Origin of the sequence: Methylocystis rosea (genome assembly GCF_003855495.1) — a bacterium.
Classification (GTDB): domain Bacteria; phylum Pseudomonadota; class Alphaproteobacteria; order Rhizobiales; family Beijerinckiaceae; genus Methylocystis; species Methylocystis rosea_A.
Genome location: NZ_CP034088.1, coordinates 190881 through 204421, shown reverse-complemented (window position 1 = coordinate 204421; position 13541 = coordinate 190881). Strand labels below are relative to the sequence as shown.

15 protein-coding genes and 4 pseudogenes are annotated in these 13541 nt (G+C 58.2%); 6 read left to right on the top strand and 13 right to left on the bottom strand.

Annotation, left to right across the window (positions count from 1 at the left end; all coding sequences use genetic code 11):
* Positions 1-53: 53 nt before the first annotated feature.
* The 5 genes from tnpB to trpS form a co-directional block, all read right to left on the bottom strand.
* Positions 54-380: an IS66 family insertion sequence element accessory protein TnpB gene (tnpB, locus tag EHO51_RS20340; RefSeq protein ID WP_210330407.1), complete on the bottom strand. Its 327-nt coding sequence runs from the start codon at positions 378-380 to the stop codon at positions 54-56.
* Positions 381-406: 26 nt separating this feature from the next.
* Positions 407-868: an IS66-like element accessory protein TnpA gene (gene tnpA / locus EHO51_RS20335; protein WP_109027271.1), complete on the bottom strand. Its 462-nt coding sequence runs from the start codon at positions 866-868 to the stop codon at positions 407-409.
* 657 nt (positions 869-1525) lie between these two features.
* Positions 1526-1936: a hypothetical protein gene (locus EHO51_RS20330; protein ID WP_124740589.1), complete on the bottom strand. Its 411-nt coding sequence runs from the start codon at positions 1934-1936 to the stop codon at positions 1526-1528.
* Positions 1937-2191: 255 nt separating this feature from the next.
* Positions 2192-2725 (bottom strand): hypothetical protein, encoded by a 534-nt coding sequence (locus EHO51_RS20325; RefSeq protein WP_124740588.1) that lies wholly within the window; start codon positions 2723-2725, stop codon positions 2192-2194.
* Positions 2726-2999: 274 nt separating this feature from the next.
* Entirely contained in the window at positions 3000-4019 is a 1020-nt protein-coding gene (trpS, locus tag EHO51_RS20320) for a tryptophan--tRNA ligase (protein ID WP_124740587.1), read from the bottom strand.
* A gap of 274 nt (positions 4020-4293) precedes the next feature.
* On the opposite strand from trpS, the pseudogene EHO51_RS21175 reads away from it, so the two are divergent.
* The 3 genes and pseudogenes from EHO51_RS21175 to EHO51_RS21165 all read left to right on the top strand — a co-directional run.
* Positions 4294-4494: pseudogene (locus tag EHO51_RS21175) on the top strand (IS5/IS1182 family transposase); the annotation flags it as partial.
* A gap of 95 nt (positions 4495-4589) precedes the next feature.
* A complete protein-coding gene (locus EHO51_RS21170; protein WP_245435109.1) occupies positions 4590-5096 on the top strand; it encodes a glycosyltransferase in 507 nt (168 codons plus the stop codon).
* 37 nt (positions 5097-5133) lie between these two features.
* Positions 5134-5880, top strand: coding sequence for a glycosyltransferase (locus EHO51_RS21165; RefSeq protein WP_245435108.1), 747 nt, complete (start codon positions 5134-5136; stop codon positions 5878-5880).
* 797 nt (positions 5881-6677) lie between these two features.
* Here the strand turns inward: EHO51_RS21165 and EHO51_RS20305 are convergent.
* The 3 genes from EHO51_RS20305 to EHO51_RS20740 form a co-directional block, all read right to left on the bottom strand.
* Entirely contained in the window at positions 6678-6914 is a 237-nt protein-coding gene (locus EHO51_RS20305) for a hypothetical protein (protein WP_124740586.1), read from the bottom strand.
* Between the two features lie 146 nt (positions 6915-7060).
* Entirely contained in the window at positions 7061-7327 is a 267-nt protein-coding gene (locus EHO51_RS20300) for a hypothetical protein (RefSeq protein WP_124740585.1), read from the bottom strand.
* Positions 7328-7599: 272 nt separating this feature from the next.
* On the bottom strand, positions 7600-7908 hold the full coding sequence (locus EHO51_RS20740; RefSeq protein WP_195838312.1) for a transposase: 309 nt from the start codon (positions 7906-7908) through the stop codon (positions 7600-7602).
* Between the two features lie 120 nt (positions 7909-8028).
* Here EHO51_RS20740 and EHO51_RS20290 point away from each other — a divergent pair.
* The 3 genes and pseudogenes from EHO51_RS20290 to EHO51_RS20280 all read left to right on the top strand — a co-directional run.
* A pseudogene (locus EHO51_RS20290) lies at positions 8029-8610 on the top strand (IS5 family transposase); the annotation flags it as partial.
* Between the two features lie 209 nt (positions 8611-8819).
* On the top strand, positions 8820-9236 hold the full coding sequence (locus EHO51_RS20285) for a hypothetical protein (protein ID WP_124740584.1): 417 nt from the start codon (positions 8820-8822) through the stop codon (positions 9234-9236).
* A gap of 173 nt (positions 9237-9409) precedes the next feature.
* The gene (locus EHO51_RS20280) at positions 9410-10585 is read left to right on the top strand and encodes an NAD-dependent formate dehydrogenase (protein WP_124740583.1); all 1176 of its coding nucleotides are present in this window, start codon (positions 9410-9412) and stop codon (positions 10583-10585) included.
* Positions 10586-10646: 61 nt separating this feature from the next.
* Here the strand turns inward: EHO51_RS20280 and EHO51_RS21525 are convergent.
* From EHO51_RS21525 to EHO51_RS21155, 5 genes and pseudogenes are all read right to left on the bottom strand, one after another.
* Positions 10647-10811: pseudogene (locus EHO51_RS21525) on the bottom strand (IS256 family transposase); the annotation flags it as partial.
* Positions 10812-10897: 86 nt separating this feature from the next.
* Positions 10898-11206 (bottom strand): hypothetical protein, encoded by a 309-nt coding sequence (locus tag EHO51_RS21160; protein WP_196391677.1) that lies wholly within the window; start codon positions 11204-11206, stop codon positions 10898-10900.
* Positions 11207-11395: 189 nt separating this feature from the next.
* Positions 11396-11776, bottom strand: a pseudogene (locus tag EHO51_RS21520) (TniQ family protein); the annotation flags it as partial.
* A gap of 2 nt (positions 11777-11778) precedes the next feature.
* A complete protein-coding gene (locus EHO51_RS20270) occupies positions 11779-12660 on the bottom strand; it encodes a TniB family NTP-binding protein (protein WP_124740570.1) in 882 nt (293 codons plus the stop codon).
* On the bottom strand, positions 12650-13363 hold the full coding sequence (locus tag EHO51_RS21155) for a Mu transposase C-terminal domain-containing protein (protein WP_245435106.1): 714 nt from the start codon (positions 13361-13363) through the stop codon (positions 12650-12652). The genes EHO51_RS20270 and EHO51_RS21155 overlap by 11 nt, the downstream gene beginning before the upstream one ends.
* Between the last annotated feature and the right edge of the window lie 178 nt (positions 13364-13541).

The following is a 13541-nucleotide window of genomic DNA, read 5'->3' as shown; positions in this document are numbered from 1 at the left end:
ATTTTCTGCCGTCTTTCGACGCTCTTCGAGGCCCTGATTCACTGTGTCGCAGCTCATCCCGGCAACGCGGGGGCCGGCGTCTCTTTCGCCGCGCGCACGCGCCGCCAATCGAGTCCTTCGAGCAGCGCCGACAATTGCGCCGCCGACAATCGCATGACGCCGTCATCGATCTTGGGCCAGCGGAACTCGCCGTCCTCCAGTCGCTTGGCGAAGAGGCATACGCCCGTGCCGTCCCAGAACACGAGTTTAATCCGATCCGCGCGCTTGGCGCGGAAAACGTAAATCGCGCCGTCGAAGGGATTGGCCTGCATCGTCTCGCGCACCAGCGCCGCGAGACCCTCCGCGCCCTTACGGAAGTCGACGGGCTTCGTCGCCACCATGACGCGGACCGCGCCCGTCGGGCCGATCACGCGCAGTCCGATCTTTTATCGTCCTTCAACGCGCCGACGATCGCGGTCACCAGCGCCGCCTCCGCCCCGCGCCATATCCATACGCGCGAACCGCCGATCTCAAGTTCGATAATCGGCGGCCGAACAGAGGCCGCTTGGGCGTCGGCCGGCTCGGCAGGCGTTGCTTTCACAGCTGTCGCTTCAACAACCGCAGGAACAAATGCTGAGGGAGTTTCGGCGTCAACAGCCTTCAAACTTTCCCGCGCCGCGCGCCGCCACGTGAACAATTGCTGTGGCGTCAAACCATGTCGGCGAGCAACTTGGCAGGCGTGGACGCCTTCCTCATAACTCTCCGCAACGATCGACGCCTTTTCTTCCGCCGTCCACGTGCGGCGGCGACCGGCCCCAGTAAAAATCTCGACACGTCGTGGCGGAGCCGCCTCAATCTCCGACACGTGCTTATGCTCTAAAATCGACATGTGTCGGAGCTCCTCAACGCTCCGAATATCGCCCCGTCCCTAGCCCCAGAAAAGGTGCGGTCAAAACAGCGCTTACGATGATGGAGACATCGGAGAGTTAGAACTCGACACCGAGTTCGACGATATGGCCGGTGAACTCCATCGATCCGAGCCGATGCGCATTCGTCGCGTCTGAGTAACGCCATAGCGCGCCAGCAATGCCTGCAAGCTGACGGTGCCTGTCCCGCGCTCTTGATGGTGACGACCTGGTTTACCGCTTTCCAGCGGGCACCCGCGACGTCAAAGGGCGTAGCGAGGGCGCGTCGGCAAGAATCTCTGCAAGTTGAGTTCGAGTCGCGTCGACCAAGTGTGTCGACAGGAGCTCGTTATGCGCCGGGAGAAACCTCCACCGGCCAATGTGTGAACCCTAAGCACGACCCTGGCGTTAAGTAGGAGTCGGAGCCTGCGCCGGAACCAGAACACAGGAACACGCGGGGGTGCCAAAGAAGGCTGCCGGTGCCTGCCACCATTACCACGCCGTTCACGTCCAGCTTTTCGGCAGAAGCGGCGGGACCGATGCCGACGTTGCCGCAAACGACCCCAAGGATGCAAAAAACCGCCGAGGAGTATCCCACCTCGGCGGCCATAATTCCCACAGCCTAAGCCGTGGCCTCGATGTTACTTTGCGTCGTTTAGGTTGATGTCGATAACGCTGAACGCCTGACCGTTACCGGCCCAGCCGACCCAGTGCGTGCCGTTGGCGGCATTAAACTGCGACTTCGCCATCAGCGCATAGCCGTCCAGAACGCAGCTACCGGAAGCCGATCCACCGAGGGCGCGGATCGGGCCGAAAGTTACGGTGCACTGGGAGTACTCGTTGTCGAACACAACAGTGCCGCCGGTCGAGTCGGTTCGCGACCGGTTGACAACGTTGGCGGTGACCGTGACGGACGACTTCGGACGGGCGCCGGGCGCGTTCTCCAGCTGAAGCGAGGTCTGCTGCGCCATCACCAGCGTGGGGGCGGTCGCGACCACACCGGCCGCCACGGCGAAAGCGCTAATGGTGCGCTTGAAATCAAGGGTATTCATTTGACTTCTCCAGTTTCGCGGCCCAGCCCCTGTGGCTGAACCTCTGGAGGCCACCCTGACGCTCTATCATCCCCACGGCAGCAAAGCGGCAAATGGAAACCCGCTTGCCTTATTTAGAGCCGCCACTGGCGTACCCAGCCGCCGCGGATTGAACGTTAATAGCGACAGGCGAAACCCGAGACGTCTTCACCTGCAAAGGCAGAATGGCCATCACCGAGGCGGCGATGGCTAGTGCGATAATGCGGCGTATCAGGATCATTCCGTCTCTCCGTTGTTCTTCTTGTTCTCCGGGTACCACTCAATGACGTTATAGTAGCATCCTTCCGGGATGAGGTCGCTCCCAGCCGTCGGGTTTAATTCGTCGCTCAGCTGAGCTACGACAACGGACGGAATGAGGACCTTCAAAGCAAGGACCCGGTGCACGAGGGCCGACTGCGCGGGCGCGAAGTAGTAATAAATCTGGCGACCTTCCTTCTCTTCTGAGAACAGGCCCAGATCCACCGCACGCTTGATCGCGCGGCGGACCGTCGGCCGTGACTTACACTCGATCAGCTCCCGGGCCACTTCGTTAAGCTTCTCTGCCGTCACGTGGCACTGGTATTTCGCCTGAGCGTGGATCAGCGCGTCGACAACTCCGCGGACACGAACGGTGAGATACTGGCCGTAAACGTGCTGGCAGATAAGCTCTTCCATAGCCTTGGAATTGATAGTCCGCATACCATCCCGTCGCGTCATCAACGTGGTGGGAAGCCGACCAGGGCCATCGCTGTATTCGTCACGCCGCGCCATGGCACACCTTTGAAAAGTGGTTTGACTTGCTCACGAGTGTCGACGCCGAATATGGCGGGACTGCGAAAGTGGGAAAAAATGAACTTATTTTCGGAAGCGTGGTGATTCTGAAAGGCGCGGGACATTCCGCGCCTCGCGCATAAGCCGCCAATATGGAACCTCGAGTCCGCCGCTCCGGCGGGCTTTTGCGCGTTCCGACGCGTCTCTCAAAAAGGTGCGATTTTCCGAGCGAAATCCCTGTTCCGAAATTCTTGACTTCTGCACAAATACGGCATCAGGCCAAGATAAACAGCCCCAGCGCTTCCCGTACTTCAGAAAGAGTTTGCTGCGTCACGAATCGTGACGTCTTTGTACCTTGCCGGAGGACATCAATCACATCATCCGGACGTCGGGCCAGTTCAGCTCGCCGCTCGCGGATAGGCGCGATCAAAGTCTCAAGCACTTGCTCCAATCTCTGCTTTAGAGCGATATCGCCCAAGCCACCATGTCGGTAGCTCGCCTTCAAATCGGCCACGGCATCTACGTCGGGGTCGAAAGCGTCGAGGTAGGTGAAAACGATGTTGCCCTCGATTTTACCGGGGTCAGATACGCGTAAATGGCCTGGGTCAGTATACATTCGGCGCACGGCAGTGCCGATCTCGTCGCGGGAAGCTGAGAGGTAGATGGCATTGCCTTGCGACTTACTCATCTTTCGCTCGCCATCGATGCCCGGTAGGCGGCCAATCTTGGGCACCACCGCCTTTGCCTCAGGCAAGACCTCGCGAGCGGCCTGCCGGTTGATACGCCGTACGATTTCGTTGGTTTGTTCAATAATCGGGACTTGGTCGTCGCCCACGGGCACAACAGTGGCCTTAAATGCCGTGATGTCGGCAGCTTGCGCGACGGGATAACATAGGAATCCGGCCGGGATATCGCGGCCAAAGCCACGCGTTCGAATTTCATCCTTGATCGTCGGATTCCGTTCCAAACGGGCAACGGTGACGTAATTCAAATAAAACAGTGTCAACTCATTCAATGCGGAGAGCGAAGATTGCAGGCAGATGGTCGTGTAGGCAGGATCAACGCCAACGGCGAGGTAATCGAGGCACACCTCGATAACGTTACGCCGAATCCGGTCGGGATTGTCGGCGTTGTCTGTGAGTCCTTGCGCGTCAGCTATCAGCACAAACTGCCGGTGGCTTCGTTGCATCGCGACGCGATTTTTGAGAGTGCCGACATAGTGACCTAGATGCAGAGGCCCGGTCGGACGGTCGCCGGTCAGGATGATTGGGGCAAAGTTTTCGCAATGAGGCATGGCGGTCTCGTCTTGATTAGAGCCGCCAGTGCGAAGTGGGGTTTTGGTGACAACCGAGCCCGCCTCAACCGGCGGCTTGGTTCGTCTTTGAACAAACGTCCGTGCCGCTCCTAGAAGGAGCGCCACCACTTCAGGGAAGTCGTCGGAGCGCTTGTCATAATCCGTAAGGTAACATTTGCGTCCAACAACTGCAACGAAGTTTGACGCTTCTAAGAACCTCGCCAAATCGGAGCATTTCTGATTCTCTGGCCGTGAGAGGATCGGAGGCGGATGGATGCGTGGCCAGCCGGGCTTTTTCGACGTAGACGAGCGGCTGAAACGGCTGAGCGGGCTCGGGGATCATCTGAAAGCGTTCGCGGCGGCGGTCGATTTCGAGAAGTTCCGCGCTGATCTCGTCGCAGCGCTTGGCTATTCCGATGGCGCGCAGGGCGGGGGCCCGCCGTTCGACGTCGTTATGATGTTCAAGGTCCTCGTGCAAGATCGGCGACGGATTCGCCATCTTTCCTTCGGCGCCGCGCTTCCTACTTCTGGTGTGTGAGTTTGTGCTTCGAATTGATTTAGGAAAGGCGAATGGATCAGCGCAAGCGGGTTTTGCTCGTAACCTTCGGCACTCTCGGCGACATATATCCCTTCATCGCCATCGCTCACGCAATGCGTCGGCGCGATCTCGACGTCGTCATCGCCGCGCCCGAAATGCATCGAGGATCGATCGAGCGCGAGGGCGTCGCATATGCTCGCTTGCGCCCGCACGAGAACGACATTGTCGGCGCGCTCGGCGTCGATCTTTCCGGCGCCTTCCGGATCATGTTGAAGAATCCGTATTTCATCTTGGACGAAATCTATCTTCGCTTCCTCTCTGAAACCTACGACGACACCCTGGCCGTGGCAGAAGGAGTGGACGCCATCGTCACGCATAATCTGCTCGTTGGCGCAAATTTGGCCGCTGAAGCCTGCGGCCTCCCGACGAGCGAGAGTCGCCCTTGCGCCATTATACGTGCAGTCGGCTGCGGCCCCGTCTCTGACCCCACCGGCGCCCTACATCCTTCAGCCCAGGTCGCGAACGGCGATCGCGTTTAACAAATTGGTCCGTTCCCTCATACGGATCGGCGTGAACATGCGGATGAAGCGCTTCCACGCCTTTCGAAGTAAGCTGGGACTACCACACTCACGCCAAGACTTTTTCCTCAATTTTGGCGGGAAGAACGGCGCAACGCAACTCTTTGGCCTCTATTCGCCCTATTTCGCGTCGCGCCCGTCGGATGGACCAGTCAATATGGAGGTTCCGGGCTTTCCCTTTTACGAACCTCAAGACGAGGGGAGGCGCGGTCTCAGCGAGCCATTGAAAACCTTCCTTTCCTCGGGGAGCGCACCAATCGTTTTCACCTTGGGGTCCTTCGCTCCTCAAGTGTCGGGCGACTTCTATGACATCAGTATAAGCGCGGCTCGCGCCCTCGGGCGTCGAGCGGTCTTGCTTGCTGGGCCAAAAGACGCCGGGAGGCTCTCGTCCTCGGTCGGCCCCGACGAATTCGTTTGCTGCGACGCGCCGCACAACGAACTCTTCCCCTTCGCTTTGTGCGTGGTGCATCACGGCGGGATCGGTACAACCGCTCAAGCCGTGCGAGCGGGTAGGCCGCAATTGATCGTCCCATTCTTCGGCGACCAGCCCGACCATGGTGAACGCGTCCAGCGCCTGCGCCTCGGTCTCGCGTTGAAACTCTCCAGCTATAATCTGCACAACGCGACCCACGCCCTCGCCGAGCTTTGCGACAACCGCTATCTGCGCACGGCACAAGACTTCGCCCTAGCCATGCGCACAGAACACGGGGTCGAAGCGGTCGCCGATTGGGCGGAAGGTGCTTGAGGCCTCATAGTGAACCGCCTTGGGGTTGCTGGAGGCAATTTCGTTTGAGTCACGGAACGCAGTGGCGGAGCCCTCTCGCCCCCTCGCCTCTTCGAAATTGGTGAGTTTCGAGAATGCAATCCAAGCTCCATAGTGAAATAGGAAGATGCGGAATACGTGGATGTTCAAAGCCTGCGTGGGAGTCTGCTGCGTGTTCGCCGGCGCGGAAGTCCGATGTGGGCGCATCCCGGCGGGCGCTGGATGATCCGGGGGATGCCGCCATATGGTTGCAGCCAGAGGTAGAGCGGACGCCTTGTTTGCAGACGCTCCAAATTCACGGCGATATTTCAAGCACATACGTGTTCGCATCTTTGTCCTGACCGGCACGCCAATTTAAAATAAATTTGTCATGCCAGTTTGCGAGCCAAAAATTCGGGTGTGTCCAATATTTGTCCAATATACGGACATGCATTGCCGAGAAGTCATGCGGATAAAAAAGCCGCCATGCGCCAGCCGCCAACTCATCGCAAGGTGTCTCGGGCGTTCTCTAATCGCGCTTCCGTCCAGTCCACCAAATTGATCATATGAACCTCCGATGATGCGAATCACCGCGGGAAGCCGCCCGGATCGCGGCACTGTCGGACGATCAAGCGCCGATCGCGATTATCGGATGTCCACATATGGTGTTTAAGCCGCACCTGGCAGCATTATGGAGTCGTGTCCTTCGAAGAGATAGGCGCTCCCGCACGAAAAAGCCCGTTCGTCGCCGGCTGGGCTGTGAGGAACCTGGAACGACGGCGCTTCCCCCGGGAAGGGCTTCATGCCGAAAGCTCGCGCTCAATCGCGCGCACGAGCAGCTTGATCCGATTCATTTCAATGAGCAGCTCTAAGGAAAGCGCCTTGTCTTCAGCCGTTATTTGCTCGCGAAAGGGGAAGTCGACCGCGACCGTCCGGATTTCGGCGAAGATTGCGTCTATCTCATCATCGTCTCGTTTCGGCCGCGACGCTGCGCGCCGCGGATCGGTCCAATGTCTAACATGAGCTTGATTCAGCATATCTACTGCTCCTTTCGTGCATGCATACAGCCACGCCGCAGTATCAGCGGCGCCAGCGATATGAGGTGATCAGCTCATTGCCAAGCGAGGCCGCCGCGCAATCGGATGGAGCGGGTCGGCGCCCCCAAACGCTAGCGGCGCTGCCTTTACTGCGGCGGAGTCGCTTCCTTGCCGCTCTGCGTGCCCTTTTTACCTTCGACTCCTGGTTCACCGGCGGAGGTTGCGCTTGGTGTCGCGATGTTCTTTTTCTGCGTGTGTGGGATGCTGGGATTTTCCTTTTGCACCGCTCCAGAAGGCTTGACCGGCTTGCCAGTCATCGGCCCTGATGTCTCTCCTTGGTCTTGTCCAAACGCAATCGGCGACGCCAAAAAGGCAGTGGCGAGGCTTACGATGATGACGAGAAGTTTCTCCATGGCGAGCTCCTGAACCAACGCGGTGTGGCGTCTGAGAGCCCCTCTCAAGCCATATTGGAATTAGCCTACCTGGGGTGAACGCGTGCATTGGCAAGCCATGCCGGTCTGCATAAAACCGCCGCCGCACATCCACAGCGGAGCGTTATGTTGCGCCGAGAAAAAAGGAAACTGGCGCTTGCAAGCATGTATGGGCGTCACAGCTTGCGCCGCAATTCGCCCACCACTTTGCGGTCTGCGCGCGCGCCAGCTAGGCTTGCCATAGCGGCGCCGAGCTATTTAGCCGACGTCGCGTCCCGCGAAGCGACTGTAATCTTCTTGCCTAAGTTACTTGTCTGCGGCTTCGCGGGCGCGCTCGCCATTGGGCGCTGCTTGACGATCTTCGGGGACGGGCGGAAATTGGGGCGACCCGCGAAATGGCTAGCTCGGGTCATGTGTCGTTCGATGCTCTCGCGCCAGTTCTGCAGCAAATGAAAGTGGTGAGTAATTTGTCGAGCTTGCGGCACCCCTTGCCGGACGCCTTGGGCGTAAAGCCCGCGGCGGTCGCGGCTGACGGCTTCGATTTTGGGGTGCTGCTGAGCCAATCCGCCGTCTCTTTGGCGGAGAGGATTTCCTGCAGTCTGAGAGGCTGACTAAAAAAGTAGTTGAGTGATTTCAGGAGGTTGTGATTCCTCCGGATTTACGAGATTCGAGAGGGATGTAAGATGGCCTGGACTGAAATCACCCGACGCAAGTATCGCCGCGACGGATTGCGTTACGCAAGTCATTTAACGGACGCGGACTGGGCGTTGATCGAGCCCCTGTTGCCGCCCGCTTCACCTCTTGGCCGTCCAGGCGATACAAAACTGCGGGCGGTGGTGAACGCGATCTTGTATATGGCTTCCACGGGCTGCCGGTGGCGGCAGTTGCCGAAGGAGTTTCCGCCCTATTCGACTGTGCAGAGCTATTTCTATGCCTGGTCGCGCTGCGGCGTGTTCGCGAACATCAATCACGCTTTGGTCAGGCCGGCCGCAAGGCAAGCCCGACGGCGGGCGTCATTGATAGCCAATCGGTGAAGACCACGGAAAGCGGCGGCCCGCGTGGGCTTGATGCTGGCAAGAAGATCAAGGGCCGCAAGCGTCACATCGTCACCGATACGCAAGGAAACCTCGTAGGCCTCGTCGTGAATGAAGCCGACGTTCAGGATCGTGACGGAGCGTCGCGCGTGCTCGCCTTCGATCCTTTCGCTTTATCCGTGGTTGCGCCCGATGCGGTGCTCCCCCGATGATTGCGGCAATAAGTTTAGGCATCTTCGGCAGACAGGCGTTCACAAGACGGGTCGGCAGCAACGAAGCAACCACACACGGAATGTATTCACAGCGCTCATAGCGGGAGTCGCCGGCTATCTGATCGCGCCGGCCGCCGCGCTGTGGCTCATCGCGTTGCTTGGCGCCGCCAGCGCACACGCGGTACTCGCGTCAGTGCGAGCGAGATTGATCATTCGTTGGCGCGTGGCTTGGACGACAACGATCGCGGCCACGAGTATCGAAAACGCCCGAGCGCATTGAGCGTGATTTTCTATTGCAAACCGCTGCTCACTTTTACGGCGGCGATAACCTTGTTCCATTTCGCCGATGCCGCCATGCTACCGCTCGTTGGCGAGCGCCTGAGCCAAGGCCAAAAAGACTCAGGATCCCATTCACAGCGGCCTGCATCATCGTGGCGCAGGCCGATTCCGATGGCGATGTTGGTTGGAGACAAGAGCGACCTTGGGCCGCAAACTACTCTTTCTTCTCGGGCTCGTTATAGTGCAGGCAGGGCAATTCCGGGCGGATGGGAGCGACCGCCGCTCTTGATCGCATTGTCAGCTGGTAGACGACATATCGGCTGTCGTCGCTCGCGGGATATCGTCTTCGGTGAAATCGACAAATAATCCAAAACGCATCGCCTATGAAACAATCTGCGCTATCTGCGTCGATAACTATGTTGAGGGTGGTCAGGCGGCGCTAGCGCGTATCCATGAGCGAGGCCAGTTCGCTTGGCGCTGCTGATAGGTAGAGCCACGAAAGCTAACGCCCTGCATCCCAGCGAGAGAGGGAGCGAAACATGGCCAAGATCGTATGCGTGCTGTATGATGATCCGGTCGACGGTTATCCGAAAGCCTATGCGCGCGATGAGGTGGCTCAGCCCAAACGCTATCCCGACGGACAAACGCTGCCCTCCCCAAAAGCAATCGATTTCAAGCCGGGTACGCTCCTCGGCAGCGTTTCCGGCGAACTAGGACTACGCAAATTCCTAGAGTCGAACGATCATCAACTAATGGTGACATCCAGCAAGGACGGCGCGGACAGCGTACTCGACCAAGAGCTTCCTGACGCCGACATTGTTATTTCGCAGCCTTTTTGGCCGGCTTATATGACCCGCGAGCGGATTGCGAAGGCGTCCAAGCTCAGGCTCATCGTGACCGCGGGCATTGGATCCGATCACATCGATCTGCAAGCAGCGATCGATCGCAACATCACCGTCGCGGAAGTCACATACTGCAATAGCATCAGCGTATCCGAGCACGTGGTGATGATGATCCTCGCGCTGGTACGCAATTACATCCCTTCGTACGAATGGGTCGTGACAGGCGGCTGGAATATAGCGGACTGCGTAGCGCGTTCCTACGATCTTGAAGCCATGCAGGTCGGCACTGTCGCCGCCGGCCGCATCGGCTCGGCAGTACTGCGGCGGTTGAAGCCATTCGATGTCGGCCTTCACTATTTCGACCGGCATCGCCTTCCGGAGTCGGTCGAACGAGAACTGAATGTGACGTATCACCCCAGCGTGGAAAGCATGGTCGAGGTTTGTGACGTCGTCACTATAAATTGTCCGCTGCACCCGGAGACCGAACATTTGTTCAATGACGCACTAATTGCCAAAATGAAGCGCGGCTCCTACATCGTTAACACCGCGCGCGGCAAGATCTGCGATCGCGATGCCATCGTGCGTGCCCTCGAAAGCGGACAATTGGCCGGCTATGCGGGCGATGTCTGGTTTCCTCAACCAGCACCGGTCGACCATCCTTGGAGAAGTATGCCGCACCATGGCATGACGCCGCATATTTCTGGCACCAGTCTGACGGCGCAGACTCTCGAATGCTGGTTCGAAAATCGCCCGATCCGCGATGAATACCTCATCGTTAGCGCGGGGAAGCTCGCGGGCGCGGGGGCGCATTCATATAGCGCAGGCGACGCAACCAGCGGATCGGAAGAAGCCGTCCGCTTCAAGAAAGGCTGACCTTGCCCGCTTCCCGATGCGTTGGAGCTAAGCTATGTTGGATTTTGGGTGACGGCGAGAATCAAGCGGCGGATTTCTTCTCGGACGCGATTTCGATTCCGTCGCGGAATGTTATGTTACACCGCTGAGGACCTTCGGCAATTGATTTTGTCCTTGCAGCCGTCGCCAGCTTTTCGCTGCAGCCATCACCAGCTTGAAAAACCATGAGGCGCGCGGTTGTCAGGATACATCCTTTGATTAGAAAATCCCTGTTCGCGCGGCGCGTTGACATCATATTTGAGAATTTCGGCGCGCATTTTCGAGCTTTGACGCTTAAATTGAGAACTCCAGCGGCATCCCGAGCGCGGCGTAGGCGAGCTCGTCGAATCGCTTTCGATAGACGGGGCGACAGAAGGGGCGCAGGCGCTGAATCGTATCCGCCGCGTTTTTCGCGGCGACTGCGAGACCGGCGAGTAGCGCGATGCGTAAATAGAGCGGCACCATAGCGTTTGCGCCTTTGCTGATGGACGGCGCTATGCGTAATGCTTCGGCGTCAAATCCTGGAACGATCTCGTTGAGCAACCAGCTCTTATTGTAGCCTTCGGGGGGCTGCGTCGTCTGCGGGCGATTTAAGATCAGCAAAAGCCGCATCATCGCAATAGGGGATGCTAGCGGCGTCGGCTCGCCCCGCAAGTGACGATTGACAAGCTCCTCTCCGATTTTGGCGGCGTCCCAATGGTCCCCAAATGGGCTCGTGTTTCGGACGGTATCGCAGCCGGCACGAGGTCCCTCGATTTCTGAGAGCGGCGAACCGCATAGAGGACAAGTAACGCGCCACGCCTCAAGCCAGCTTTTTAGAACCGCTCCCGGAGTGTCAGCCGCGCGATGTCGCTCGCAGCATGTCCGACAGAATTGAATCGGCTTGCCTCTTCCAACCAGTGCCGCGACCTCGATTGGAAGCGCTGTATGCGTCATGGCGACAACATCCATTGGATCAGTGCGAAACGAATCTACGATGCGTGCGATCTGGCCGAGACCTGGGCGGAAGTCGAGGCTACGCAGCTTCTTCGATTCGAGCTTTAGCCACGAGATGAGCATGGGCTCCGTGAGCCCATAGAAAGCTGCATGACGATGAAGCCACGATGAAAGAAGTTCGTCGGGCGTCGGGTCGAGGACGACCGGCAAGGGCCGCCGAGCGGCGTTGATCAGCATCGTCATTGGAACGCGGCTTCCTCCTCGCTGATAGGCCTCCAATCATCAATGGCTTCGTCGGTTAGTCGTTCCGTTCCTGTCTCGATAGCCTGGATCGCGACTTCATTCACAAGGCGGAATATTTTTGACGTTACGCCTTCAGTCACTCGAAGAATTCGTTTGAGACCGCGCGCCGTCAGAATGCTCGGCTGACGAAGCGGGAGATTGCGGAGAATGGCAAGGACGAGTTGCTGAAACTCGTCATCGGCTTTCCAGCGCGGCAACGTGACAACATCAAAGCGTCTGGCAAGCTGTACGTCGCCGTTGATCGCCTCACGTGCTTCCGTGATGCCGAAGCAGACAAGCGAAAGCTGAAGCTCGTTACTCAAGAAACGAAGCGTGTTCAGAACGACACGCTGCTCGCGCCATGAACCGGCGATGATATTATGAATTTCATCTATCAGCAGGACTTGAACGCCCACGGCTCGCAATAGTCGAATTGTCGTCTGCTCTAATGCGACAATTGTCGCGCGCGGATTGGAAGGGGCGCCAAGTGCAGAGAGAATTTGTGCATAAAGGCGCCGCTCGCCCGGCCCGCCCGCCAACTCCACAACGAGAAATTTACGTCGTGCGTCGGCTGTTGCTGCATCGAAAGCGAGCATCTGGTCGTGCTTGAAGCGCCCGACGATCATCGATTTTCCCATGCCGCTGTCGCCATAGACGGCGATTGACGGCATTCGCGTCGTGCGCGGGTGAGTCGGGAGACCCTGAATCAAATCGACGATATGTTTTGCTTTTGGATAGTGGACCCACGGCTTTGATCGAATAAATTGGATCCGCGCGTCATTAGATGCGTCGAGAAGACTTGCAACTTCGTCCGTGACGTGGGCGGCCCTATCGATCACGCTGCTTCTCCGCGATTTCCAGAATGGAAGGAGTGCGCGAGTCGATGCCCTTGAGCGAGCCGAATCCTTCGTCATCCACCGAAATCTTGTTTTTGGGCTGCGGGTCGCGGCGGGCCTGCGCCGTCTTCCTTATTGCATCGTCAACAATGCGACGCTTGGCCTTTGCAGTAGTGATCCACTGGTTCGGTTCGCGTTCCGCGCGCGCTTGCGCTCGCGTTTCGCGCCGACGTAGTTTCCATTCGCGGAGACTTATTGATGGGCACGTAAGATCGCGGCTCCGGGCTTCGACGAAACGCCCGGAAGGACGCTGAACAAAAATTCTTGAAATATCTCGGGGATCATATTTGACTAAAAGCTCGCGTTTGGCGCCTCCGAGATCGGCGCTTAAAACGTTCGACCAGTATGGCAATCCATGCAACCAGACGCCGTCTGGCCTGAGTGTTCGATACGCCTCGGGCAATAACGAAACCCAGAAGGCCATTCGATCATGCGGCATGCGCAGATTGATCCGCGCCTCATGTTCGCGCCAGACTGCCAATGGTGAGCGCATCAAGGTGCTGTGTATTCGGTCGTGATAGCCGCCCGCAATCTCCCAGCCGAGAAAGCATTCGAGCTCTCGCAACGACATGGCTGAATTCTTTTTCGGATCGTAGGACCCTCGTTCGATCGGATTTCCAAATGAAGTGCCGGGCAGAAGATGCATCTGACCCATCATCGTTCCGATCAGCCGTTCGATATGACCGCCGTAATGCGGTTCGCCAGGCGGGCGCCAAATGATATCGACGCCTTCGTTGCGACAACCGCGAATGAAAGCCTTGCTTCTGAAATCTGCGCCATTGTCGACGTGAAAGGCCTCTGGCAAGCCGGCGACTGGCCATGTC